Genomic DNA, 23414 nt, shown 5'->3' on the forward strand with positions numbered 1-23414 from the left:
CGCAATGGCAAGCGTCATTTTTTGCGCCAGCCCGGTTTGCCGCCTCAAGCCGACTTATCGGCGCGTGACAGCCTCGGCCAAGGCGCTATTGCCGTCGCTGGCGAGCGGCGTAATGCCGATCAGGCGCGCGAGCAGCGGATATATATCGACATTGTCGAATGTGCCCGGCGCCTGCCCGGTAATGTCCGGCCCGCTGGCGGCGAACAGCGCCAGCATTTCCGGATCATTATTGTCATAGCCATGCGCGCCGCCGGTGACGGGGTAGGGCGGCTCGCCGGCCAATATGGTCCAACCGGCTTCGGCAATGCAGATGATGGCGGCCACGCGCGGATTACTGCCATAATGCAGCCGTTCGGGCAGGTCTTCCTTGCGCTGGCAGTTCATATGATCGTGCGGCTGCAACAGGGCATCATAGACGATGGTGTCAGTCGCGGCGGCAGGCTCGACAGCGGCATAGGGGCCGCCCTCGACCATGATGAAGCTGTCGAGCGGCAGGATATCCGCCAGCTGGATCACCCGGGCATCGTCCGTCGCGCGCATGCCGTGATCGGCCACGATCACGATATTGGCCTGCATGCCCATCGCCTTCAGCCCGGCCCGCAGATGGCCGATCTCTCCATCCACATCGCGGATCGCCGCGTTCACGTCGTCGCTATCGGGGCCGAAGCGGTGGCCGGCGGTGTCCACGGTATCGAAATACAGCGTGATGAACTGCGGGCGGATGTCGGCGGGCCGGCGCAGCCAGTCGAGCACGGCATTCACGCGCTGGCGACCGGTCACATTCTGGTCGAAGCGCTGCCAGTCCTCCGGGCGGCTGTCATGGATCGGCACTTCGCTGCCTGGCCAGAACATGGTGGCGCTGCGCACGCCCTGCTTTTCGGCGGTGACCCAGATCGGTTCGGCCTCGTCCCACCAGAACGGATCGAGCGCCTGTCTGGGATCGCCGAGCGAGAATTTCACCAATGGGCGGCGCGGATCGATCATGCTGTTGCCGACGATACCGTTATGGTCGGGGCGCAGCCCGGTCACCAGCGTATAATGATTGGGGAAGGTCTTGGTGGGAAAGCTTGGGCGCATCGGCGCGCTGGTGCCTTGCGCAGCGATGGCCGCGATATTCGGGCTGATGCCGCGATCGAGATAGTCCGACCGAAACCCGTCGATCGAGATCAGGATGGTGGGCGCACGCTCAGCTGCCGGGGCGGGCGCTTCCTGTGCCATTGCGGGGGCAGCGCTAATGAGCGTCAGGATCAGCAGAACGAGCGTCTTCATCTTATTCTCCTTTTGCGGCGCTTTCCTGTTCCGGCGCGAACCACAGCATCGGCATCGACCCGACGATAAAACCGAGAAAGGCCGCCTGTACCGCTATAGCAGAGCCAAATTCTGCGGCTTCCAAGGTCGCTGCATAGACGTTTATTGTGACATCTGCGATCATCAACAGAAGGGCGAATAGCAAGGCAGCTTTCCTCTTGCCCAAGGCAAATAGGATCAGAACCGATAGGTCCAGGAAAAGCAGGGCGTTCCAGAAACCGTTGATTGCAGGCGTTCCATGTCGGTAGGGTGCCCATCCATACTGGACGAAGTCCGAACCGTGGGTGATGCTACCCCATGCGAATCCCGCAAGCAGTATAAACCAGCAGAGCCGCCGTGCCGCAATCACACGTTGAAGCGGAACAGCAGCACGTCGCCGTCCTTTACCAGATATTCCTTGCCCTCCTGGCGCAGGCGGCCATGTTCGCGCGCGCCGGCCTCGCCCTGATATTCGACATAATCGTCATAGGCGATGGTCTCGGCGCGGATGAAGCCGCGCTGGAAATCGCTGTGGATTTCGCCTGCGGCTTCGGGCGCCTTGGCGCCTTTATGGACGGTCCAAGCGCGCGCTTCTTTCGGGCCGCAGGTGAAAAAGGTCTGCAGGTTGAGCAGTTCATATCCGGCGCGGATGATGCGCGCGAGGCCGGTTTCCTCCAGCCCCATTTCGGACAGGAATTCCATCTTCTCCGCGCGGTCCATGCCCACCAGGTCGCTCTCGATCGCGGCGGAGACGATCACCGCCTCGGCGCCCTCGGCCTTGGCCTTTTCGAACACGCGCGCGGAAAATGCATTGCCCTCGGCGGCGGCGTCTTCCTCGACATTGCAGACGTACAGGACCGGCTTGGCGGTGAGCAGCTGCGCCTGCGCGAACAGGCGTTCCTCTTCCTCATCGTCCAGCTTGGTCAGCCGCGCGGGCTTGCCCTCGCGCAGCAGATCGAGCGCCTTGGTCAGCACGGCGGCCTGCGCCTTGGCGTCCTTGTCGCCCGAATTGCCCTTTTTCTGGAGGGCGGGGACGCGCTTTTCCAGGCTTTCCAGATCCGACAGCATCAGCTCGGTCTCCACCGTCTCGGCATCGGCGATGGGATCGACCTTGTTTTCGACATGCTGGATGTCGTCATTCTCGAAGCAGCGCAGCACATGGACAACCGCGTCCACCTCGCGGATATTGCCGAGGAACTGGTTGCCCAGGCCTTCACCCGTGGAGGCACCGCGCACCAGGCCGGCAATGTCCACGAACGCCAGCTGCGTCTCGATGATCTTGGCGCTGCCCGCGATCTTGGCGATGGCATCCAGCCGCGGATCCGGCACCGCGACCTGGCCGACATTCGGCTCGATCGTGCAGAAAGGATAGTTCGCCGCCTGCGCCGCCTGCGTTTCCGTCAGCGCGTTGAACAGGGTGGACTTGCCGACATTGGGCAGCCCGACGATACCGCATTTGAAACCCATGAAATATTCCCGAATTCGAAAGTGTCGAGGCCGCACATGGGCGGTCCCCATTGAGAAAAAAGCCAGATCGCAGGCCGAAGGCCTACGACTTAGTTGTTTTGCATCCGCAGCGCAATTTCGCTCATGAAGCGCGCATCGTCGCCCTTGGCCAGCCATTCGGCTTCCGCGCCGATGGCGCCCAGCATATCGGCCAGATCGTCCATCTCTACCTTGGCGAAATTGCCCAGCACATGGCCGTTCACGCGCTCCTTGGAGCCGGGATGGCCGATGCCGAGCCGCACGCGGCGGAAATCCGCGCCGATATGCGCGCCGATGGAGCGCAGGCCGTTATGCCCGGCATGGCCGCCGCCGGTCTTCACCTTCAGCTTGAACTCGGCCAGATCCAGCTCATCGTGGAAGACGGTGACGTCCTTCGGTTCCAGATTATAGAACCGCATCGCCTGGCCCACGCTCTGGCCGCTTTCGTTCATGAAGGTGGCCGGTTTCAGCAGCAGGATCTTTTCCGATCCGAACCGGCCTTCGATCACCCAGCCGGCGAATTTCTTCGACGGGGCAGGGAAGTCGTGCATCTCGGCGATGGCGTCCAGCGCCATGAAGCCGACATTGTGCCGGTGCAGCGCATAGCGCGGGCCCGGATTGCCGAGGCCGACCCAGAGCTGCATGATATTTCTCCTGCGGGTAAAGCGCTCAGGGCGCGCTTGGCTCGATGCCCTGATCCAGCTGGTCCATCGTGGCCGCCATGGAGGCATAAACGGTGGCGCAATTCTGCGCCTCGGTGTCTTTCTGCGCGGGCGTCAGCACGGCGACCACCTGCTTGCCCCGGTTCAGCATGGCCAAGGCACCGTCTGCCGGCAACTGGCTGATGCGGCCTTGGTAAAAGGCGGTGATGACGTCCAGATTACGCAGCAGCTGCGCCTTGGTCTGCGGGTCCATCTGCCCATCGGCGCGGACGGTCAGGCTGCGCTGTTCCAGCAGGGCATGGCAGGAAAAATCGCTCTGCGCCGTCGGTTGCTGCGCCAGCGCGCCAGCCGGAAATGCAATCGGGGCGGCCAGCAATGCCGCCGCCCCGATCATGGTCTTGAAAGGCAAGATCCTCACTATCAGGACTTGTCCGCTTCCTCGCCCTGCTCACCCATCACGGTCTCGGCATGCTGCTCGGTGACTTCGGTCTCGGTGACCTCGTCCTCGCCGCCGGCTTCGCCTTCTTCACGCTTCAACGCGGACGGTGCGACGATCGTGGCGATGGTGAAATCGCGGTCGGTGATCGCGCTTTCCGAACCTTCGGGCAGCGTCAGCGCCGAGATATGGATCGAATCGCCGACTTCCAGGCCGGTGACGTCGATCTCGATCTCGCCGGGGATCTTGTCCGAAGCGCAGAGCAGTTCCAGCTCGTGACGCACGACGTTGAGCACGCCGCCACGCTTCAGGCCGGGGGATGCTTCCTCGTTCACGAACACCACGGGCACGTTCACGTCGATCTTCGAATTCTTGTCCAGACGCAGGAAATCGACATGCATCGGGCGATCAGTGACCGGATCGAAATGCACGTCCTTGGGCAGCGTGCGCTCGGTGGAACCGTCCAGCGTCACTTCGATAACGCTGTTCATGAAGTGGCCGGTCATGAGGAGCTTGTACAGCTCCTTTTCCTCGACATGGATGGACACGGCGTCCTTCTTGTTGCCATAGATCACGGCAGGAACGCGGCCTTCACGACGCAATGCACGGGAGGCTCCCTTGCCCGCCCGCTCGCGCGCTTCGGCCGACAGGGTCAGCTGATCGCTCATAATAAATCTCCAAATGGTTTGCGCCCGGCACCCTCCAGGGATGAATATGCCGGACAAGCCGCGCGCTATAGGCGTGGGCAGCCGTCAAGGCAAGAGGGCGGTCGCTACTGCACCCGCACCGCCTTATATCCCATCGTCTCCAGCATCGCGCGCACATTGTCCGGCCCCACCAGATGGCCGGCACCCACGGCGATGAAGGGCCGGTCGCCGCGCGTCAGCATCGCATCGATCCGCCGCGCCCAGGCCGCATTGCGCGCCACCAGCACCGCGTCGCGAATGCGCGGTTGATCCATCATACCGCCCTGGGACTGTTTGGCGAGCGCCGCCTCGTCCCCGCTGGCCCAGGCGCTGAGCAGCTGCTGGAACTGCGCGCGCGCATCGGACCGGTCGGCCACGACATCGCGCAGCATCAGCCGCTGATCGGCTTCGGGCAGGCGGTCGAACGCGCCCAGCTGCTCTGAAATGGTCTCCAGCCCGCGGATCGGCTTGCCCGCCGCGCGAAAGCTGGCGAGCAGCGCTGTCTCCACGCCATCGTCGCGGTCCAGCCCCAGTTTCTCATGCTGGGCGGAGGCCAGGGTCAGCGCCGCGGCCCAGCTTTCCATGCGGTTGAGCATCAGCCCGCCAAGACCGGTGCCCTGCCTGGCAGCGGCAAGCGAATCTTTGAGATCGGCGGGCAGTCGGTCCGCCACCGGGGGCAGGCCGGGGGAAAAGGCGAGGGCCTTGAACGCCGCCGATAGCGTGTCCGGATCATCCGCGCCCAGCACTTCGATCACCAACGTGTCGGACCCGTTCATCGCAGCGGTCAGCCGATCGCTGCGCCAGTTCACGCCGTCCGGCAGCAGATGCACGGTGCCGAACAGATAACCGCGCGGGGCCCCGTCCGCGGACTGCAACTGCCACAGGGCTGGGCGGGCATCCGGATCGATCCGATAGCGCGCCGTGTCCGAGCATGACGCAAGCACCAGCGTGCAAAGAAGAGCGAGGAGGAAGCGCATCGCACCTATTTTAGCGGCGACGCGCGCCCGTTCAAAACCAAAAGCGCGCGAAAGAGAAAGCGCCTGCCATCACCAGCGGCAGTGCACCATGTTGGCGCCCCGCCGCCCGGCGGTCATGACCGGCAGGCCCCTATCAATAGGCGATACGCTGTGAGGTCAGATTATAGGCCTTGAGCTGCTCCTGCACGCTGCCGTCGCCCGCCAGATGGCCCGATCCCACGGCGATGAACACCGTGCCGGGCTTGGCCATCCGCGCGTCGATCCACTTGGCCCAATTGGCGTTGCGCCTGGTCAGCATGGCTTCGCGCAGCACCGGATCGGTCATGCCTTCGTTCAGCAGCTCCGCCAGCTTCTCCGGCTCGCCCGCCGCCCAGTCGCCGACCATCTCGTCGAGCGCCTCCTCGGCGTCCGGCAGCGTATCGACGGTTTCGTTGAGCCAGGTGATCTGGCTCGGCATGGGCAGCGTATCGAGAAAGCCCAGCTGCTCCTCCACCGTTTCCAGCCCGGTCATCGGCTTGGCGCTCGCCTTGGCCTTGCTCATCAGGATCTGCTCGACACCGCTATTGGGGTCGAACCCGGCCTTGGCAAAGGTCATCAGCGACAAGTTCATGGTGGCCAGCCACGGCTCGAAACTGTCGAACGCCGGGGCGGGGATGCCCAGGGTCGTCAGCGCGGCTTCATATTGTGCCCGGTCCTCACCATCCAGCCGCTCGCGCAGCTTGGTCCCGGTCTGATCGGTGCCGAGCCGCTGGAAGGTGGCGACCATCGCCGCCTGATCGTCTCCGGGAACGATTTCGAAGACCGCCTCGTCCGCACTGTCCCAGGCCGATTTTACCGGCCCGTCGAACCACTGCATGCCGGGCTTGAGCATATGCACGGTGCCGAACAGATAGATCTTGGTATCCTCGTCCTCGACCAGCCATAGCGCCGGATCGGCCGCGATCGTCTTGGATGCCGCCTCCACGGCCGCCTCGGGTGCAATTTCCACCGCCGGGGCCGCGCGGTCCTGCGCTGCGACAGGCGAAAGCCCCGCCATGCCAAGGCCCAGAGCGCCGGCCAGTGCGGATGTGCGAAATACGGATTTTGCCACAGATAATCTCCTCATTTGGGCTGAATATAAGGCCTCTTCGCCCTGCTGCCATGATTTCTCGCGCCAAAGGATGCAGCCCGCCCCGGCTTGACCCGCAACGGGGGTTGAGCCAAGGCGTGGCCCTGTTTTTATCTCGCATATGCGAAAGGACCATAGTGGCCGCCCAAACGCCGCCCGATACGCCGCTGAGCTTTCAGCAGATGATCCTCACGCTTCACAATTACTGGAGCGACCGGGGCTGCCTGATCCTGCAGCCCTATGATCTGGAGATGGGCGCGGGCACGTTCCACACGGCGACCACGCTGCGCGCGCTGGGGCCGGACCCGTGGCGCGCCGCCTTCGTGCAGCCATGCCGCCGCCCGACCGACGGGCGCTATGGCGAGAACCCCAACCGGCTGCAGCATTATTATCAATATCAGGTGATCCTGAAGCCATCGCCGGACAATCTGCAGCAGCTCTATCTGGACAGCCTGACCGCCATCGGCATCGATCCGCTGCTGCACGATATCCGCTTCGTCGAGGATGACTGGGAAAGCCCCACGCTGGGCGCCTGGGGGCTGGGCTGGGAGGTCTGGTGCGACGGGATGGAGGTGACGCAGTTCACCTATTTCCAGCAGATGGGCGGTTATGACTGCAAACCGGTGTCGGGCGAGCTGACCTATGGGCTGGAGCGTCTCGCCATGTATATCCAGGGCGTCGACAGCGTGTACGATCTGGATTTCGATGGAAACGGAACCACTTATGGCGATGTGTTCCTGGAGAATGAGAAGCAGATGAGCGCCTGGAATTTCGAACATGCCGATACCGAGGCGCTGTTCGATCTGTTCCGCAAGGCCACGGCGGAGAGCGAGAACTGCCTGTCCGCCAAGCTGCCGATCCCGGCCTATGAGCAGGCGGTGAAGGCCAGCCATGTGTTCAACCTGTTGCAGGCGCGCGGCGTGATTTCGGTGGCCGAGCGCGCCGCCTATATGGGCCGCGTGCGCGATCTGGCGAAGGGCGCATGCGAAGCGCATATCGAGCGCCACACGCCCGACTGGACGGCACGCCACCCGGACTGGAGCGCGGCATGAGCGCACTTGAAAATCCTCCCCGGTACGGGGAGGGGGACCGCTCGGCGCTGCCGAGTGGTGGAGGGGGTTCGCCGCTGCCCGCAAGGGTGCCTTTGCGACGCCCGCAAACCTACAGCGCACGTAAACTCCGCCGAGAGATGACGTTGCCGGAAGTGCTGATCTGGCAGCGCCTGCGCGCAGGACAAACTGGGTATAAACTTCGTAAGCAGCATCCCGTCGGTCCCTACATCGTCGATTTTTGCTGCGTGAAAGAGAAGCTGATCGTGGAAGTCGACGGGAAAGCGCATGATGTGGCCGAGCGTGCCGTGCGAGATGCAGAGCGGGACCGCTATCTTGAGACGCGGGGATATGACGTGCTTCGGCTGATGGCTTCGGACGTGCTGGCGGATGTCGACTGGGCTGTTGCGGCCATCGTGGCAAGGCTCGATAGCCCCCTCCACCATGCCTCCGGCATTGTCCCCCTCCCCGCAGGCGGGGAGGATTTTCGATGACCGATTTTCTGCTCGAACTCAGGTCCGAAGAGATTCCTGCGCGGATGCAAAAGGCCGCGCGGCAGGAGCTGGAGAAGCTGTTCCGGCAGCAGATCGACGCGGCTGGACTGACGGCCGAAACCCTCGACGTCTATTCCACGCCGCGCCGTTTGGCGTTGATTGCCAAGGGCTTGGCCGATGAAACGCAGGCGGTGTCCGAAGAACGCAAAGGCCCGCGCGCCGATGCGCCGGACAAGGCGATCGAGGGGTTTCTGCGCTCCACCGGGCTGAGCCGCGATCAACTGGTCGCGCGGGAAGACAAGAAGGGCAATGCCGTGCTCTTCGCGGTGATCGAGACGCCGGGCCGCGCCACGCGCGATGTGCTGGCCGAGGCGATTCCGGCGATCGTCCGCGCGTTCAGCTGGCCCAAATCCATGCGCTGGGGCGCCGCCTCTACCAGTACGGAAAGCCTGAAATGGGTGCGCCCGTTGCAGGGCATCGTCGCGATACTGGGCGAGGATCTGGTGCCGTGCGCCATCGCCAATATCGATAGCGGTTTCGACACGGTGGGCCACCGCTTCCATCATGACGGACCGATCACCATCGGCGGCGCCGACGATTATATCGAGAAATTGCGGGCGTGCCATGTCATCGTCGATCAGGCGGAGCGCGAGGCGATCGTGCGCGACGGCGCGGCGCAGGCGGCAAGCGCTGCCGGGCTGGAGCTGGTGGCCGATGAAGGGCTGGTGGTGGAGAATGCCGGGCTGACCGAATGGCCGGTGCCGCTCCTGGGCCGGTTCGATGCGGCCTTTCTGGACGTGCCGCCCGAAGTGATCCAGCTAACCGCGCGCGTGAACCAGAAATATTTCGTCTGTCAGGACGCGCATGGCACGCTGGCCAACGCCTTTGTCTGCACCGCGAATATTGATGCCCATGATGGCGGCAAGGCGGTGGTGGCGGGCAATGAAAAGGTGCTGTCCGCGCGCCTGTCCGATGCCAAGTTCTTCTGGGATCTCGACCGCAAGACGAAGCTGGAAACCCACGCCGAAAAGCTGAAGGCCATCGTCTTCCATGAAAAGCTGGGCACGCTCGCCGACAAGGTGGACCGCGTGGCCAAGCTCGCGCGGTGGCTGGTCGAAGAGGGGATCGTAACATCCTCCCCGGAACGGGGAGGGGGACCGCCGCGAAGCGGTGGTGGAGGGGTCTCTGCGGATCGCACCGATAGCGCGGGCACGCACCCCCCCTCCGTCTCGTCTTCGACGAGCCACCTCCCCACAGGTGGGGAGGATCTGGAGCGGGCCGCGCTGGCCGATCTGGCGGAGCAGGCGGCGCGGCTGTGCAAGGCCGATCTGGTGACCGAGATGGTCGGCGAATTCCCCGAATTACAGGGCCTTATGGGCGGTTATTATGCCGCCGCCGAGGGGCTGGACCAACGCGTCGCCGATGCGATCCGCGATCATTACAAGCCGGTCGGGCAAGGCGATGACGTGCCCACCGCGCCGGTGACGGTGGCGGTGAGTTTGGCGGACAAGCTGGATACGTTGGTTGGCTTCTTTGGAAGAACTTTAAAACCTACTGGATCGAAAGATCCATTTGCATTGCGTCGGGCGATGATTTCCGTACTGCAGTTGCTTCAGTCGAACGGCCTAAGATGCGGTTTTCATAAGTTATTTTGGCAAGCATCTGGTAAATATCAGGCTTATTACTCAGCAGCTGAAAACGAGCTTTTCGAGTTCGCTGTAGACCGCCTCAAAGTCCAGCAGCGCGAAGCCGGCGTTCGCCACGACCTCATCGACGCGGTGTTCGCGCTCGGCGGGGAGGACGATCTCGTTCGCTTGCTCGCCCGCGTCCATGCGCTGCAGGCGTTCGTTGAAACCGACGAGGGCCGCGATCTGCTGGCCGGCTATAAGCGCGCCGCGAACATCCTGAAGAAGGAAGACGTGGCGAGCGACGCGGCACCCGACGCGATTTCCCTGTCCTACACGCCGGAAAATGCGGAAAAGGCGTTGATCGACTCGCTGGACAGCGCCGAAACGCGCGCCGCGTCCGCGGTCGAGGCGGAGGATTTCGAGGGGGCCATGGCCGCGCTCGCATCCTTGCGCGATCCGATAGACCGCTTTTTCGAGGAGGTGACGGTGAACGACGAGAACGAGGATAAACGCGCCGCGCGTCTCGCCTTGCTCGCGCGCTTCCGGGCCGCCGTGCACCAGGTCGCCGATTTCTCGCGGATCGACGGCTGATGTTTCCTCTCCTGGACAGTGTGACCCGTGTGAACCTGCTGCATCGTCCAACCGCTTGCCTATCCAGACTCTGCCAAGGAGCTACCCGATGACCGACGCCCAGACCGCCACCCAATATGTCTATCGCTTCGGAGGCGGCACCGCCGAGGGCGGCACGGGCGACAAGAATTTGCTCGGCGGCAAGGGCGCCAATCTGGCCGAGATGGCGTCCATCGGTCTGCCGGTGCCCCCGGGCTTCACCATCTCCACCGAGATGTGCACCCGCTTCTACGCCGAGGGGGAGGCGTTTCCGGACAGCCTGACCGGCGAAGTGGCCGACGGCGTGGCGCATATCGAGCAGGTGACGGGCAAGCGCTTCGGCGATGTGAACGATCCGCTGCTGGTCTCCGTCCGCTCCGGCGCGCGCATCTCCATGCCCGGCATGATGGACACGGTGCTGAACCTTGGCCTCAACGACGAGACGGTGGAGGGTCTGGCCCGCATTTCCGAGGATGAACGCTTCGCCTGGGACAGCTACCGCCGGTTCATCCAGATGTACTCCGACGTGGTGATGGGCCTGGACCATGGCCTGTTCGAAGAGGCGCTGGAGATCGCCAAGGAAGACAAGGGCTATTTCAACGATACCGAGATGAGCGCGGACGACTGGAAGGCGCTGGTCGGCCAGTTCAAGACCATCGTCGCGGACGAGCGCGGCGACGCCTTCCCGCAGGATGTGCACGATCAGCTGTGGGGCGCGGTGGCCGCCGTGTTCAAGAGCTGGAACGTGGAGCGCGCCCGCGTCTATCGCCGCATCAATGACATTCCGCACGACATCGGCACTGCGGTGAACGTGCAGGCGATGGTGTTCGGCAATATGGGCGAAACGTCGGCCACCGGCGTGGCCTTCACCCGCGATCCGTCGACTGGTGAGCATGCCTATTATGGCGAATATCTGATCAACGCGCAGGGCGAGGATGTCGTCGCCGGCATTCGCACGCCGCAATATCTGACGAAGGCAGCGCGCGAGGCGGCGGGGGCCAAGCCGCTCAGCCTGGAAGAGGCGATGCCGGACACCTTTGGCGAGCTGACCGCCGTGTTCGAAACGCTGGAACAGCATTACAAGGACATGCAGGACATCGAGTTCACGGTGGAGCGCGGCAAGCTGTGGATGCTGCAGACGCGCACCGGCAAGCGGACCGCCAAGGCCGCGCTCAAGATCGCCGTCGATATGGCCGCCGAGGGGCTGGTCGATCGCAAGGCGGCCATCCTGCGGATCGATCCGATGCAGCTCGACCAGCTGCTGCACCCCACGCTGGACCCCGATGCGCCGCGCGACGTGATCGCGCGCGGCCTTCCGGCCTCGCCCGGCGCGGCGTCCGGCACCGTCTGCTTCGATGCCGATACGGCAGAGCGGCTCGCGGCCAATGGCGAGAGCGTGATCCTTGTGCGGGTGGAAACGAGCCCGGAAGATATCCACGGCATGCACGCAGCGACCGGCATCCTGACGGCGCGTGGCGGCATGACCAGCCACGCCGCCGTAGTGGCGCGCGGCATGGGGCGCCCCTGCGTCTCGGGCGCGGGCGAGCTGCGGATCGATGCAAGGGCCAGGACGCTGACCGTTGGCGGGCGCACCTTCGATCAGGACGATGTCATCACCATCGATGGCGGCAACGGGCAGGTGATGGCGGGCCGCGTGCCGACGCTGCAGCCGGAGCTGGCCGGGGACTTCGCCACGCTGATGGAATGGGCGGACGATCTGCGCGGCCTGAAGGTGCGCGCCAATGCGGAGACCCCGCATGATGCCAAGACCGCGCGCGAATTCGGCGCGGAAGGCATCGGCCTGTGCCGCACCGAGCATATGTTCTTCGATGCGGGGCGCATCAGCGCGGTGCGTCAGATGATCCTGGCCCAGAACGAGGAGGGCCGCCGCGCCGCGCTCGCCAAGTTGCTGCCGGAACAGCGCAGCGACTTTGCCGCGATCTTCGGCGAAATGGCCGGTCTGCCGGTGACCATTCGCCTGCTCGATCCGCCGCTGCACGAATTCCTCCCGCGCGAGGAGGCGGAGTTTGTGGGGCTGGCGCAGGAGCTGGACGTCTCGGTCGATATGCTCAAGCGCCGTGCGGACGATCTGCACGAGTTCAACCCCATGCTCGGCCATCGCGGCTGCCGCCTGGGCATCACCTATCCCGAAATCTACGAAATGCAGGCGCGCGCCATCTTCGAGGCGGCGTGCGATGTGGAGGCCAGCTCCGGCGCTGCGCCGCTGCCCGAAGTGATGATCCCGCTGGTCGGCACGCGGCGCGAGCTGGAGATCACCCGCGAGATCGTGGACCGCGTGGCCAAGGAAGTGTTCGCCGAAAAGGGGCGCGAGATCGCCTATCTGGTCGGCACCATGATCGAGCTGCCGCGCGCTGCGCTGATGGCGGGCGAGATCGCCGAAGTGGGCGAGTTCTTCAGCTTCGGCACCAATGATCTGACGCAGACCGCGCTCGGCGTCAGCCGCGACGATGCCAGCCGCTTCCTGGGCGACTATGTCGAAAAGGGCATTTACGCGCGCGATCCGTTCGTCAGCCTGGATGTCGCCGGTGTGGGCCAGTTGATCGAGATCGCGGTGGAGCGGGGCAGGGAGAGCCGCCCCGGCATCAAGCTGGGCATCTGCGGGGAACATGGCGGCGATCCCGCCAGTATCGCCTTCTGCGCCAAGGTCGGCCTCGATTATGTCAGCGCTTCGCCCTATCGCGTGCCGATCGCCCGGCTTGCAGCGGCGCAGGCTGCGCTCGCCAGCTGAGCGGAGGGATCGCGCCATGAACCGCGCGATCCGTCTCGCTGCAACGCTGCCGCGTCAGAGGGTGGCGTGAAACCGCTGTCCAGGCGGCGGGCGCGCGCGATGCTGCGCCTGCACGGCCCGCGCTCCGATATCTTCCGCCGCCGCCTGGCGATCGGCGCGGGCGCGGTGGCCATCGGGCTGGTCGCGCTGCTGTTCGCCAGGCTGGCCGATGAAGCCACCGGCCGCTTCGAGGCTTTTGCGCAGGCCTTTCCCTATGCACCGCTGCTGCTGACGCCGGTCGGCTTCATGGTCATCGCCTATATCACCACGCGTTTCGCGCCATTGGCCCGTGGATCGGGTATCCCGCAGGTCATCGCGGCCAAATCCGCCTCGGCGACCTTTGCCAACCCTTTGGTCTCGCTGCGCACGGCGCTGCTGAAGGCGGTGCTGACCATCGGTGCGCTGCTGTCCGGTGGGTCGACCGGTCGCGAAGGGCCGACCGTACAGCTGGCGGCGGCCGTCATGGCCCAGTGCCACCGGATCATGCGCATTCCGATGCATACTTCGATGTATATCGCCGGCGGAGCGGCCGGTGTCGCGGCCGCGTTTAACACCCCGCTCGCCGGCATCGCCTTTGCCATCGAGGAACTGGCGGCGGCCTATGAGCAGCGCGTCACGCTGCTGGTGATGACCGCCATTCTGATTTCCGGCATGGTCGCGCAGGGGCTGGCCGGCAATTATGTCTATTTCGGCGTCACCGGATCGGCGCTGTCGATCAAGAGCGCGCTGATCATCGCGCCGTTGGCAGGGGCGCTTGGCGGCCTGACCGGCGGTTGTTTCTCGCGCCTGCTTCTGGCGGCGACCCGGTCCGGCAGCGGATTGACGCGGCGGATGAGGGCCTATCCGCTGGCCACCGCCGGTCTGTGCGGCGTCCTGGTCGCGGTTCTCGGTGTGACCACACAAAGCACATGGGGCACGGGCTATGAGCCTGCGCGCGCGATGATCGAGGGCAAGGACATGCCGCTATGGTTCGGCTTCGCCAAATTCACCGCCACGCTGGCTACCGCGGTGGCGGGCCTGCCGGGCGGGATCTTCTCGCCCAGCCTTTCGACCGGTGCCGGCTTTGGCAATATGCTGCGCTTCATGTTCCCGGCCGAGCCTGCCAGTGCGGTGGTGCTGCTGGGCATGGTCGCCTATTTCACCGGAGTCGTGCGCGCGCCGCTGACCGCCGTCATCATCATCAGCGAAACCACCTTCAGCCGGGGCCTGATGTTGCCGATGCTGGGCGCGGCGCTGATCGCCAGCCAGACGAGCCAATTCGTCTGCCGGGAAAAGCTGTACGAGGCGCTGGCCGGCACCTTTGCGAAAAGAGATGGAGGATAAAAGCCGCATTTGGCAAATTTACCCTTGCAAGACCGGCCGCACCTGCCTAATTGCCAGCCCTTCCAAGCGCCCGTAGCTCAGCTGGATAGAGCACCAGACTACGAATCTGGGGGCCGGAGGTTCGAATCCTTCCGGGCGCACCATTCCCCGCCAGCGATGCATAAAGATTATCGTCTCGGCCCGATGGCCGATCGGGGTATTTCCATAATGGCGCGGATCGCCATTCCCCAAGCCGGCACTGCGACCGGCCAACGATAATCGAGATATATGCCCTTTCCCGAATTGCCTGCGCTCCTTCGCGATGCGCTTACCGCCCGTGGCTATGACGAGCCGACCGCCGTCCAGGGCGCCGTCCTCGAAAGCGACGCTGCCGAGCGCGATCTGATCGTCTCGGCGCAAACCGGATCCGGCAAGACCATTGCCTTTGGTCTCGCCATGTCTGCCGAATTGCTTGGCGATCAGGATCGCATTTCGATCCCCGCCGCGCCCTTGGCTCTGGTGATCGCGCCGACCCGCGAACTGGCGCTGCAGGTCAGCCGCGAACTGGCATGGCTGTATCAGAAGGCCGGCGCAGTCATCACGACCTGCGTAGGCGGGATGGATCCCAGCAAGGAGCGCCGCGCTCTGCGTCAGGGCGCCCATATCGTCGTGGGCACACCGGGCCGTCTGCGCGATCATCTGGAACGCAATGCGCTTGACCTGTCCTCGCTGCGCACCGCCGTGCTGGATGAAGCGGACGAGATGCTCGATATGGGCTTCCGCGACGATCTGGAAGAGATCCTCGACGCCACGCCCGATCAGCGCCGCACGCTGCTGTTCTCTGCGACGATGCCCAAGGCGATCGTGTCGCTCGCCAAGCGCTATCAGAACGATGCGCTGCGCATCTCAACCGTCGGCGAAGATCGCGGCCATGGCGATATCGCCTATCAGGCCGTGACGGTTTCCCCGTCGGAAATCGAGCATGCGGTGGTGAACCTGCTGCGCTTTCACGAAGCGGAAACGGCCATGGTATTCTGTGCCACGCGCGAGAGCGTGCGCCGCCTGCACGCCACCTTGCAGGAACGCGGCTTCGCTGCCGTCGCACTGTCTGGTGAGCATTCCCAATCGGAGCGCAATCAGGCGATGCAGGCGTTGCGCGATCAGCGCGCGCGTGTCTGCGTGGCCACCGATGTGGCCGCACGCGGCATCGATCTGCCGACCCTCAGCCTTGTGATTCACGCCGAAATCCCCCGCGACGCGGAGACGCTGCAGCACCGGTCCGGTCGTACCGGCCGCGCCGGCAAAAAGGGCACGGCCATTCTGGTGGTGCCCTATCCGCGCCGACGCCGCGTGGAATCGATGCTGAAAGGCGCCAAGGTCGAAGCCAGCTGGATCGATGCGCCTTCGCCCGAGTCCATTCGCAAGCAGGACCATGAGCGGCTTCTGGAGGCCCTTCTGCAACCGGTGGAGTTCGAAGAGGAGGATCGCGCGCTCGCATCGCGCCTGATGGCCGAACGCAGTCCGGAAGACATCGCTGCCGCACTGGTTCAGGCGCACCGTGCCAAGATGCCGGCGCCGGAAGAGCTGATCGAAAACACACCGGAAGCCCGCAAGGCCGATCAGAAAGAGCGGCATCGCCCGGGCTTCGAGGATATCGTATGGTATCGCATGGACATCGGGCGGCGTCAGAACGCCGACGCGCGCTGGATTCTGCCGCTGCTGTGCCGCCGCGGGCACATCACCAAGAAAGACATCGGTGCCATCCGCATCGGGCCGTCGGAAACCTTCTTTCAGGTGCCGCGCGCCGTGTCCGACAAATTCAACGATGCCTTGTCGCGCACCGCCGGACAGAGTGAGGGTGACGAGCGCGATGACGTGCACATCGCTTTCTCGCCAGAGGGTCCGGAAGAACGCACCCGTCCCGGTCGCAAGCCACGCCATGAGAGCAAGCCGCGTTATGATGCCCGGGCCAATGGGGACAAGCCCCAGGAGGGCCGTCCCAAGCTGCATCGCAAGGAAGGCGGCGCGGCTGCTGCACCGGGCGACAAGCCACGCGGCAAGTTCGGCAAAGGCAAGGGCGGTCCGAAAAAGCCGTTCAAGGGCGGCAAGTTCAAGGATCGCAAGGGCGGCAACGCCTGATCCAGGCCGAGCGGACCTTGCCTATTGCACCGCTGACCGATAGCGCCTGCTGCACATCAAGGAGTGCGATATGAGCGAATTCGATCATGCGGTGGACGGAGATCTGGTGCGTGGCCCCGATGGCCGCGTGATGGTGCCAGACGATGTGCAGGAAGCGATCCGCACATTGATCCGCTGGACCGGTGACGATCCGGATCGCGAAGGCCTGCTCGATACGCCCAAGCGGGTAGGACGCGCGTGGAAGGAATATTGCCAGGGCTATCTGGACGATCCGGGCGTTCATCTCTCCCGTACGTTCGAGGAAGTCGGCGGCTATCATGAGCTCGTCATCCTCAAGGACATCCCGTTCCAGTCGCACTGTGAGCACCATATGGCACCGATTATCGGCAGGGCGCATATCGCCTATATGCCGACCGATCGCGTGGTGGGTATCTCCAAGCTCGCCCGCGTGCTGCACGGCTATGCACGGCGTCTGCAGGTGCAGGAGCGCCTGACGGCCGAGGTCGCGCAGTGCATTCAGGACAAGCTGGCGCCAAGCGGCGTAGCGGTGGTCATCGAAGCGAGCCACAGCTGCATGACCGCGCGGGGTGTGCGGACACCCGGGGTGCAGATGATGACCAGCCGCCTACTCGGCTGTTTTCTGGACGATCAGCGCAGCCGGGAAGAGGTGATGAGCCTGATGGGCTATTAGCAGCCCCTGCGTTCTCGATCGCCAGCCGGGCATGACAGCGGAACCCAATTCTGACTTTCCCGTTAATCGGATATCAAGCAAATGGCTTGGTCAACGGGAAGCTCAATCATGCTCAAAAACATTCTCCCCCTCATCCTTTCAGGCGGCACATTGCTGGCCGTCGGCACGGCTCTTTTCAGTACGTACTGATTAAGCCATGGCCGCGCGGTCGCGGCCTGCCAAATTTGCTTCGGGCAAAGTAAAAGGCGCGAGAACCATCGGTTCCCGCGCCTTTTTATTTGATCGTTAAAGGCTTCAGGCGTTGGCGTCGGACGGCGGGCTGGTGCCCTCATCCTTGGCTGCGGTGCCTTCTTCTGCCTGATCGACGGCAGCATCCTCGAACACTTCAGCTGCGTCAGCTGCGCTCTCGGAGTCGCCGTCTTCATCGCCATCGCTGGTGACTTCGGCTGCCAGTTCACGCAGTTCAGCCTGATCGTCTTCGAACATCTTGGCGATGACGTCGACGCCGCTGCGCTGCAGTTCGGCTTCGTCTTCGGAGCGGGCAACGTTCACCTTGACGATCGAGATCACCTCGGGGTGAAGCATCACGCGCACGTCATACATGCCGATCGCCTTGATTGGGCGGTCCAGCACGATCATCGACTTGCTGACTTCGGCGCCTTGAGCGTTCAGGCCGTTCTCGATGTCGCGCACCGAGGCCGATCCGTAGAGCTGACCGGTGTTGGAGGCGGCGCGGATGAGCGTCACTTCCAGGCCATCCACGTCCTTGGACTTGGTTTCGGCTTCACCGCGCTTGGCGGCGTTGTCGGCTTCGATCCGCTCACGATTGGCTTCGAACACTTCCCGGTTCGCCCGGTTGGCGCGCAGGGCCTTCTTGTTCGGCAGCAGGAAGTTACGGGCATAGCCGTCCTTCACCGTGACGACATCGCCGATCGTGCCGAGCTTCTCGACTCGTTCCAGTAGAATGATATCCATATCAGCGGCTCCTTACTTTACGACGTACGGGAGCAGGCCAATGTGGCGTGCACGCTTGATCGCGCGGGACAGCTCGCGCTGCTTCTTGGCGGATACCGCAGTGATGCGGCTCGGGACAATCTTGCCACGCTCGGAGATATACCCCTGGAGCAGCTTGGTGTCCTTGTAATCGATGGTCGGCGCGTCGGCCCCGCTGAAGGGGCAGGTCTTGCGGCGACGGAAAAAGGGTCGTGCCATGATTTAGTTCCTCTCGTCCCGGTCGCGTCCACGGCCACCGTCGCGTCCGCCCTTGCGGTCGCTGCGTTCGGTCTTGCGCATCTGCACGGAAGGCTCGGTTTCCAGCTCGTCAACGCGGATGGTGAGGAAGCGGATGACGTCCTCGTTCACGCGGGTCTGACGCTCCAGCTCGGCAACGACGCCGGCGGGGGCTTCGATGTTGAGCATGACATAATGCGCCTTGCGATTCTTCTGAATCTTGTAGGCGAGGGTCTTCAGACCCCAGGTCTCGGTCTTGGTGACCTTGCCTTCATTGTCTTCGATAATCTGGGTTGCGTTCTGGGCGAGTGCATCGACCTGAGCCTGGCTCAGATCCTGGCGCGCCAGGAACACATGCTCGTATAACGGCATGGGATATATCCTTGTTTACCACCGATCGCTGACGCGGCACCATGCACACGCCCCTCCGGCTTTCTTTGCAACCGGCAGGGCATGCCCCGACGGAAGCGGCCTCCCTAGGCGAAACCGGACCGTATGACAAGGGGCCGAAAGGATGCGCCCCGCTTCATAAATTGCCCAAAGTTGACAAAGTAAGCACGAGACGATTGCGCGGCCGTATAATATTATTTCCTACATTGCCCGGTCCCGTCTGTTCCAAGGGACGATCCGCACGAGCATTCATCAGCGCAAACATACCCGGGATAGCGCCATCGAACGGCCTGCCGCTTGCCCCCTCGCGCGCTAGCGTTTGACGGCGAAGGTATAGGTCACCGCCAGGCCGGTGGAGAACTGGTTGCGCGATCCGAATGCGCGCACGATGGGCGAATCGGCGGCGCTGCCGGTCAGCCGGTCGTAGGCCACATAGCCGAGCGCCCCCCAGCTGGGGGTAAACCGGTAGAGCGTGCCTGCCGTGGCGCCCACGGCATAGAGGCCCGCATCGGCATCGAACGGCTGCAATCCGGTGGCGGCGGCGGTCTGCGGCGAGACGCCGAAATAGCGCCGGTGATAGCGCGAATCGGCGAAGCGCAGCCGCGGACCGATGGTTGCCACGAACCGGTCGTCCGGTGCGCGGATCACATAATCGCCGGCCAGATCGCCGACAAAGGCGTTGTGGCCGCCAAGGCCGCGCCGCACTTCCGCCCGCAATCGCACATTCTCCCGCACGAAGACCTGCGCGAAGACGCCGGGCTCGAAGGTAGAGCCCACATCGCCGACCGCGGCGCCCACATCATCCTCGTCGCGCCGCGACTGGAAGTTGAAGGTGCCGCCGAAGCTCAGCCCCTCGCGGCCCCCGACAATCCGGATCGAGCTGTTCTGGTCCGGCGCGCGATCGGGCAGCAGATCGCCTTCACGGCGGACCCGGACGAACGGCAAGGGCGACAGGCGAAACTGGTCCGCGCCTGGAAAGGAGGGGCGCAGCTGCACGCCAAGACCGACCAGAAACAGCAGGTCCGGCTTGTCGGTCGTCGTTTCTTCCTCCTGAGCGAAGGCAGGTTGGGACAGCAACAGGCATCCCGCCAGCGCCGCCACCTTGCCCGGCGCGCCGCACGCTATGGCCTGCATTGATATCATGTCTTTCCCCCCGGCTGATCGGCGATCGCGGCGTTACCCGCGATCATCCTGCGCGATCCGCTGTAGCAGATTTTCGGCAAAGTCGATCAGCGTGTCGTCCCGCGCGCCCATGACGATGATGCGATCGCCCGGCTGCGCCAACGCGGTCAATTGCTGGCCGACATCGGCACGGTCCGCCACATAGTCCGCGCTGCCGCCAGCGGCCTCAATGCGCGCCACGATATCGGCGCTGCCGACGCTACGGTCGGTCGTGCCGCCGAAATAGACCGGATCGCAGAGAAACAGACGGTCGGCCGCGTCCAGTTCCCCGGCAAACATGGCGGCAAGCTCCTCTCCCATCACGCGCAAGGGTCCATAGCCATGGGGTTGAAAAAACACGAGCAGACGCCCCTCAAAAGCCTTCAGGGCGCGCAGGGTGGCGGCGATTTTCTCCGGATTATGGCCGAAATCGTCGATCACCGTCACGCCATGGGCGGTGCCGATGACATCGAAACGGCGGCGCAGCCCCTGGAAGCGCCCGATGGCGGACACGGCCTGCGCGATGGGCACGCCCGCCGCTTCCGCCGCTGCCAGCGCGGCGAGCGCGTTGGAGATGTTGTGGCGGCCGGGCACCTGCATGGTCACCGGATAGGATTTGCCGCGTGCTTCCAGCGTAAATTGGCTGCCCAAGGGCTCTTCGACCACGTCGATCGCGCGGAAATTCGCGCCGTCGGAGAAGCCGAAGCCGGCCACGCCGGTAATCTGCAGGCCATCGATCAGCGCGCGGCTTTCGGCATCGTCTGCATTCCAGATCACATGGGTGGCGCGGCGCGCAAATTCCCCGAACAGCGTGCGCAGTTCGTCCATCGATTTATGATCGAGGCTGACATTGGTGAGCACCGCGATCTTCGGGTCGAATAGCGCGATCGATCCGTCGCTTTCATCCACCTCGCTGACGAAGGGCGCGCCGCCGCCCACGCGGGCGCTGGCAAATCCGCCATCCTCGCCCACGAAATTCTTCATCACCGCGCCGTTCATGATCACAGGGTCCAGTCCGCAATCGGCCAGGATCCAGCCGGTCATGCCGGTGACGGTGGACTTGCCGCTGGTGCCGCCGATGGCGATGGGCAGCGGCGCGGCATTGAACAGTTCGGCCAGCAACTGGGCGCGGGTCTTGCGCGGACAGCCGAGCCCTCTGGCCGCGGCAATATCGGGCACATCGTCCTCGATCGCGGCACTGGCGATCAGCGTCTGCCCGGCTTTCAGGCCGCTGCCATCCTGCGCAAACAGCGTGATGCCTTGGGCGCGCAACCAGTCGAACTTGTCATCGCTGCGCCCTTGATCGAGCGCGCGGTCCGATCCTGCGACGGCGGCGCCATGGGCGGCCAGAATGGAGGCAAGCGGCAGCATGCCCGATCCGCCGATGCCGCAGAAGAAATAGGCCCCGGAATAGGAATTGGCTTTGGTCATGCCCGTTCGCTATGCGGGGGCGGCGGATTTTACAATGCGGGAGTGACAGGCGATGAGGATCGGGATTTGTGCGCCGGCCACACCGCTGGGCAAGGATCAGGCCGCCGCCGTCTGGGCGCTGGCTGAGCGCTATTATCCCGATGCCGAGCTGATTTTCCATCCGCAATGCTTTTACGAACATGGCCATTATGCGGGCACGGACCAGCAGCGCCTCGACGCCTTCGTGCAGATGGCGAACGATCCGACGCTGGAAGCGATCTGGTTTGCCAAGGGCGGCTATGGCTCCAACCGGATTGCGCAGCGGGCGGTGTCCGCGCTGGCGGCTCCGGCGGCTGAGAAGACCTATCTGGGTTATAGCGACATGGGCTATCTACTCGGCAGCCTGTACCGCGCCGGCATCGGACGGCAGGCCCATGGACCGATGGTGACCGATATCTCCCGCGAGGGCGGCGCGGATACCGTGGCGCGATCGCTCGACTGGCTGGTGCGCGGCGATCCCAGCGGGCTGGAGCCGGAGCTGGTGGCGGGCGAACGCTATGCCGCGTTCAATCTCATGACTTTGGCGATGATGACCGGCAGCGCGATCATGCCGGACCTTTCCGGCCATATCGTGATCGTGGAAGAGGTGGCCGAATATCTCTATTCGGTCGACCGGCTGTTCTTTCATCTCACCCAGGCGCTGGAAGGCAAGGGCGTGACGGGCATTCGGCTGGGGCTGGTCAATGCCGTGCCGGAAAATGACCGGCCGTTCGGATCGAGCGCGGAAGAAATTGCACGGGACTGGTGTGCGCGATCGGGCATCGCCTATCTGGGCCGGGCCGAGATTGGCCATGCCGCCAGCAACCATGTCGTCCCATTCGGCAAAATGCCCGGCTGACGTTCAGCCGGGCATTTGGAATTCAATAGCCGACCTTATTGTTCGGGCAGGAAGTCCGGCACCGACAGATAGCGCTCGCCGGTATCATAATTGAATCCGAGCACGCGGCTTCCAGAGGCCAGCTCCGGCAGCTTCTTGGCAATCGCGGCCAAGGTTGCGCCCGAGGAAATGCCGACCAGCATGCCTTCTTCGGACGCCGAGCGCCGGGCCCATTCCTTGGCATCTTCCGGATCGACCTGAATAGCGCCGTCGATCGACTGGGTGTGCAGATTGCCGGGAATGAAACCGGCCCCGATACCCTGAATCGGGTGCGGACCGGGCTTGCCGCCGGAGATGACCGGCGATCCGGCGGGCTCCACGGCATAGGCCTTGAAGTCCGGCCATGCCTCTTTCAGCACTTCCGCGCAGCCAGTGATATGGCCGCCGGTGCCGACACCGGTGATCATCACGTCGACCGGGCTGTCTTCGAAATCTGTCAGGATCTCCTGCGCAGTCGTGCGCTTGTGTACCTCGAAATTGGCAGCGTTCTCGAACTGCTGCGGCACCCAGGCGCCCTCGGTCTGGCTGGCCAGCTCCTGCGCGCGGCTGATCGCGCCGCCCATGCCGCCTTCCTTGGGCGTCAGATCGAAGGTGGCACCATAAGCAAGCATCAGCCGCCGCCGCTCGATCGACATGCTCTCCGGCATCACCAGGACCAGCTTGTAGCCCTTGACCGCGGCAACCATGGCCAGGCCCACGCCGGTATTGCCGGACGTCGGCTCGATGATCGTGCCGCCGGGTTTCAGATGGCCGTCTTTTTCCGCCTTTTCGATCATCGCGAGCGCAATGCGGTCCTTGATCGAACCGCCGGGATTGGTCCGCTCGGACTTGATCCAGACCTCATGGTCCGGAAACAGCTTGGCCATGCGGACATGCGGCGTGTTGCCGATGGTTTCGAGAATATTGGCGGCTTTCATGGGTATCTTCCCTTCGCTTTTTCGCGTT

Annotated in this window: 22 protein-coding genes and 1 tRNA gene; 9 read left to right on the plus strand and 14 right to left on the minus strand. The window is 64.0% G+C overall.

The features are described 5' to 3' along the window. Positions 1 to 54: 54 nt before the first annotated feature. From G410_RS0114790 to G410_RS0114825, 8 genes are all read right to left on the minus strand, one after another. On the minus strand, positions 55 to 1269 hold the full coding sequence (locus tag G410_RS0114790) for an alkaline phosphatase family protein (protein WP_022674435.1): 1215 nt from the start codon (positions 1267 to 1269) through the stop codon (positions 55 to 57). 1 nt (position 1270) lies between these two features. Then, positions 1271 to 1453 (minus strand): hypothetical protein, encoded by a 183-nt coding sequence (locus G410_RS18100; RefSeq protein WP_156851983.1) that lies wholly within the window; start codon positions 1451 to 1453, stop codon positions 1271 to 1273. Between the two features lie 200 nt (positions 1454 to 1653). Continuing rightward, the gene (gene ychF, locus G410_RS0114800; protein ID WP_022674437.1) at positions 1654 to 2754 is read right to left on the minus strand and encodes a redox-regulated ATPase YchF; all 1101 of its coding nucleotides are present in this window, start codon (positions 2752 to 2754) and stop codon (positions 1654 to 1656) included. Positions 2755 to 2843: 89 nt separating this feature from the next. After that, complete coding sequence (gene pth, locus G410_RS0114805) at positions 2844 to 3416, minus strand: aminoacyl-tRNA hydrolase (protein WP_022674438.1); 573 nt, start codon at positions 3414 to 3416, stop codon at positions 2844 to 2846. A 25-nt stretch (positions 3417 to 3441) separates the two neighbouring features. Then, a complete protein-coding gene (locus G410_RS0114810) occupies positions 3442 to 3843 on the minus strand; it encodes a hypothetical protein (RefSeq protein ID WP_022674439.1) in 402 nt (133 codons plus the stop codon). An 11-nt stretch (positions 3844 to 3854) separates the two neighbouring features. Further along, positions 3855 to 4538, minus strand: coding sequence for a 50S ribosomal protein L25/general stress protein Ctc (locus G410_RS0114815; RefSeq protein ID WP_022674440.1), 684 nt, complete (start codon positions 4536 to 4538; stop codon positions 3855 to 3857). 104 nt (positions 4539 to 4642) lie between these two features. Then, positions 4643 to 5533, minus strand: a complete 891-nt coding sequence (locus G410_RS0114820) for a TraB/GumN family protein (RefSeq protein ID WP_022674441.1) — start codon at positions 5531 to 5533, stop codon at positions 4643 to 4645. A 133-nt stretch (positions 5534 to 5666) separates the two neighbouring features. Continuing rightward, positions 5667 to 6623: a TraB/GumN family protein gene (locus G410_RS0114825; protein WP_022674442.1), complete on the minus strand. Its 957-nt coding sequence runs from the start codon at positions 6621 to 6623 to the stop codon at positions 5667 to 5669. A gap of 200 nt (positions 6624 to 6823) precedes the next feature. Between G410_RS0114825 and G410_RS0114830 the strand changes: the two genes are divergently transcribed. The 8 genes from G410_RS0114830 (at position 6824) to folE (ending at position 17341) form a co-directional block, all read left to right on the plus strand. Continuing rightward, positions 6824 to 7693: a glycine--tRNA ligase subunit alpha gene (locus G410_RS0114830; RefSeq protein ID WP_033317744.1), complete on the plus strand. Its 870-nt coding sequence runs from the start codon at positions 6824 to 6826 to the stop codon at positions 7691 to 7693. Continuing rightward, positions 7690 to 8184, plus strand: coding sequence for an endonuclease domain-containing protein (locus G410_RS0114835; protein WP_245559381.1), 495 nt, complete (start codon positions 7690 to 7692; stop codon positions 8182 to 8184). Before G410_RS0114830 ends, G410_RS0114835 begins: the two co-directional genes overlap by 4 nt. Further along, entirely contained in the window at positions 8181 to 10403 is a 2223-nt protein-coding gene (gene glyS / locus G410_RS0114840) for a glycine--tRNA ligase subunit beta (protein ID WP_022674445.1), read from the plus strand. Before G410_RS0114835 ends, glyS begins: the two co-directional genes overlap by 4 nt. A gap of 88 nt (positions 10404 to 10491) precedes the next feature. Next, on the plus strand, positions 10492 to 13170 hold the full coding sequence (gene ppdK, locus G410_RS0114845) for a pyruvate, phosphate dikinase (RefSeq protein ID WP_022674446.1): 2679 nt from the start codon (positions 10492 to 10494) through the stop codon (positions 13168 to 13170). 99 nt (positions 13171 to 13269) lie between these two features. Beyond that, a complete protein-coding gene (locus G410_RS0114850; RefSeq protein WP_022674447.1) occupies positions 13270 to 14532 on the plus strand; it encodes a chloride channel protein in 1263 nt (420 codons plus the stop codon). Positions 14533 to 14598: 66 nt separating this feature from the next. Then, positions 14599 to 14675 (plus strand) — tRNA-Arg (locus G410_RS0114855). Between the two features lie 124 nt (positions 14676 to 14799). Next, positions 14800 to 16650, plus strand: a complete 1851-nt coding sequence (locus G410_RS17075) for a DEAD/DEAH box helicase (protein ID WP_022674448.1) — start codon at positions 14800 to 14802, stop codon at positions 16648 to 16650. 70 nt (positions 16651 to 16720) lie between these two features. Next, the gene (gene folE, locus G410_RS0114865; protein WP_022674449.1) at positions 16721 to 17341 is read left to right on the plus strand and encodes a GTP cyclohydrolase I FolE; all 621 of its coding nucleotides are present in this window, start codon (positions 16721 to 16723) and stop codon (positions 17339 to 17341) included. 294 nt (positions 17342 to 17635) lie between these two features. On the opposite strand, the gene rplI is transcribed toward folE, so the two are convergent. The 5 genes from rplI to G410_RS0114890 all read right to left on the minus strand — a co-directional run bounded on the left by rplI (position 17636) and on the right by G410_RS0114890 (position 21553). Beyond that, positions 17636 to 18316 (minus strand): 50S ribosomal protein L9, encoded by a 681-nt coding sequence (gene rplI / locus G410_RS0114870; RefSeq protein ID WP_022674450.1) that lies wholly within the window; start codon positions 18314 to 18316, stop codon positions 17636 to 17638. A gap of 12 nt (positions 18317 to 18328) precedes the next feature. Continuing rightward, positions 18329 to 18553: a 30S ribosomal protein S18 gene (gene rpsR / locus G410_RS0114875; RefSeq protein WP_022674451.1), complete on the minus strand. Its 225-nt coding sequence runs from the start codon at positions 18551 to 18553 to the stop codon at positions 18329 to 18331. Positions 18554 to 18556: 3 nt separating this feature from the next. Then, positions 18557 to 18943, minus strand: coding sequence for a 30S ribosomal protein S6 (gene rpsF, locus G410_RS0114880; RefSeq protein WP_022674452.1), 387 nt, complete (start codon positions 18941 to 18943; stop codon positions 18557 to 18559). 330 nt (positions 18944 to 19273) lie between these two features. Then, a complete protein-coding gene (locus G410_RS17570) occupies positions 19274 to 20095 on the minus strand; it encodes a MipA/OmpV family protein (protein WP_022674453.1) in 822 nt (273 codons plus the stop codon). Positions 20096 to 20137: 42 nt separating this feature from the next. Next, positions 20138 to 21553, minus strand: coding sequence for a UDP-N-acetylmuramate--L-alanine ligase (locus G410_RS0114890; protein ID WP_022674454.1), 1416 nt, complete (start codon positions 21551 to 21553; stop codon positions 20138 to 20140). A 52-nt stretch (positions 21554 to 21605) separates the two neighbouring features. Between G410_RS0114890 and G410_RS0114895 the strand changes: the two genes are divergently transcribed. Then, positions 21606 to 22430: an LD-carboxypeptidase gene (locus G410_RS0114895; protein ID WP_022674455.1), complete on the plus strand. Its 825-nt coding sequence runs from the start codon at positions 21606 to 21608 to the stop codon at positions 22428 to 22430. Positions 22431 to 22465: 35 nt separating this feature from the next. Here the strand turns inward: G410_RS0114895 and cysK are convergent, their stop codons facing one another. After that, entirely contained in the window at positions 22466 to 23386 is a 921-nt protein-coding gene (gene cysK, locus G410_RS0114900) for a cysteine synthase A (RefSeq protein ID WP_022674456.1), read from the minus strand. Positions 23387 to 23414: the final 28 nt, after the last annotated feature.

It is taken from the genome of Novosphingopyxis baekryungensis DSM 16222, assembly GCF_000420305.1.
Taxonomy (GTDB): Bacteria; Pseudomonadota; Alphaproteobacteria; order Sphingomonadales; family Sphingomonadaceae; genus Novosphingopyxis; species Novosphingopyxis baekryungensis.

Excerpts from the sequence above, each read along its gene's own strand:
- ychF (WP_022674437.1), bottom strand. The coding sequence starts at position 2,754 with ATGGGTTTCAAATGCGGTATCGTCGGGCTGCCCAATGTCGGCAAGTCC.
- G410_RS17075 (WP_022674448.1), top strand. The coding sequence starts at position 14,800 with ATGCCCTTTCCCGAATTGCCTGCGCTCCTTCGCGATGCGCTTACCGCC.
- G410_RS0114830 (WP_033317744.1), top strand. The coding sequence starts at position 6,824 with ATGATCCTCACGCTTCACAATTACTGGAGCGACCGGGGCTGCCTGATC.
- G410_RS0114835 (WP_245559381.1), top strand. The coding sequence starts at position 7,690 with ATGAGCGCACTTGAAAATCCTCCCCGGTACGGGGAGGGGGACCGCTCG.
- rpsF (WP_022674452.1), bottom strand. The coding sequence starts at position 18,943 with ATGCCGTTATACGAGCATGTGTTCCTGGCGCGCCAGGATCTGAGCCAG.
- ppdK (WP_022674446.1), top strand. The coding sequence starts at position 10,492 with ATGACCGACGCCCAGACCGCCACCCAATATGTCTATCGCTTCGGAGGC.
- rpsR (WP_022674451.1), bottom strand. The coding sequence starts at position 18,553 with ATGGCACGACCCTTTTTCCGTCGCCGCAAGACCTGCCCCTTCAGCGGG.
- cysK (WP_022674456.1), bottom strand. The coding sequence starts at position 23,386 with ATGAAAGCCGCCAATATTCTCGAAACCATCGGCAACACGCCGCATGTC.
- G410_RS17570 (WP_022674453.1), bottom strand. The coding sequence starts at position 20,095 with ATGCAGGCCATAGCGTGCGGCGCGCCGGGCAAGGTGGCGGCGCTGGCG.
- G410_RS0114895 (WP_022674455.1), top strand. The coding sequence starts at position 21,606 with ATGAGGATCGGGATTTGTGCGCCGGCCACACCGCTGGGCAAGGATCAG.
- glyS (WP_022674445.1), top strand. The coding sequence starts at position 8,181 with ATGACCGATTTTCTGCTCGAACTCAGGTCCGAAGAGATTCCTGCGCGG.
- folE (WP_022674449.1), top strand. The coding sequence starts at position 16,721 with ATGAGCGAATTCGATCATGCGGTGGACGGAGATCTGGTGCGTGGCCCC.
- G410_RS0114850 (WP_022674447.1), top strand. The coding sequence starts at position 13,270 with ATGCTGCGCCTGCACGGCCCGCGCTCCGATATCTTCCGCCGCCGCCTG.
- pth (WP_022674438.1), bottom strand. The coding sequence starts at position 3,416 with ATGCAGCTCTGGGTCGGCCTCGGCAATCCGGGCCCGCGCTATGCGCTG.
- G410_RS0114790 (WP_022674435.1), bottom strand. The coding sequence starts at position 1,269 with ATGAAGACGCTCGTTCTGCTGATCCTGACGCTCATTAGCGCTGCCCCC.
- G410_RS0114815 (WP_022674440.1), bottom strand. The coding sequence starts at position 4,538 with ATGAGCGATCAGCTGACCCTGTCGGCCGAAGCGCGCGAGCGGGCGGGC.
- rplI (WP_022674450.1), bottom strand. The coding sequence starts at position 18,316 with ATGGATATCATTCTACTGGAACGAGTCGAGAAGCTCGGCACGATCGGC.
- G410_RS0114820 (WP_022674441.1), bottom strand. The coding sequence starts at position 5,533 with ATGCGCTTCCTCCTCGCTCTTCTTTGCACGCTGGTGCTTGCGTCATGC.
- G410_RS0114890 (WP_022674454.1), bottom strand. The coding sequence starts at position 21,553 with ATGACCAAAGCCAATTCCTATTCCGGGGCCTATTTCTTCTGCGGCATC.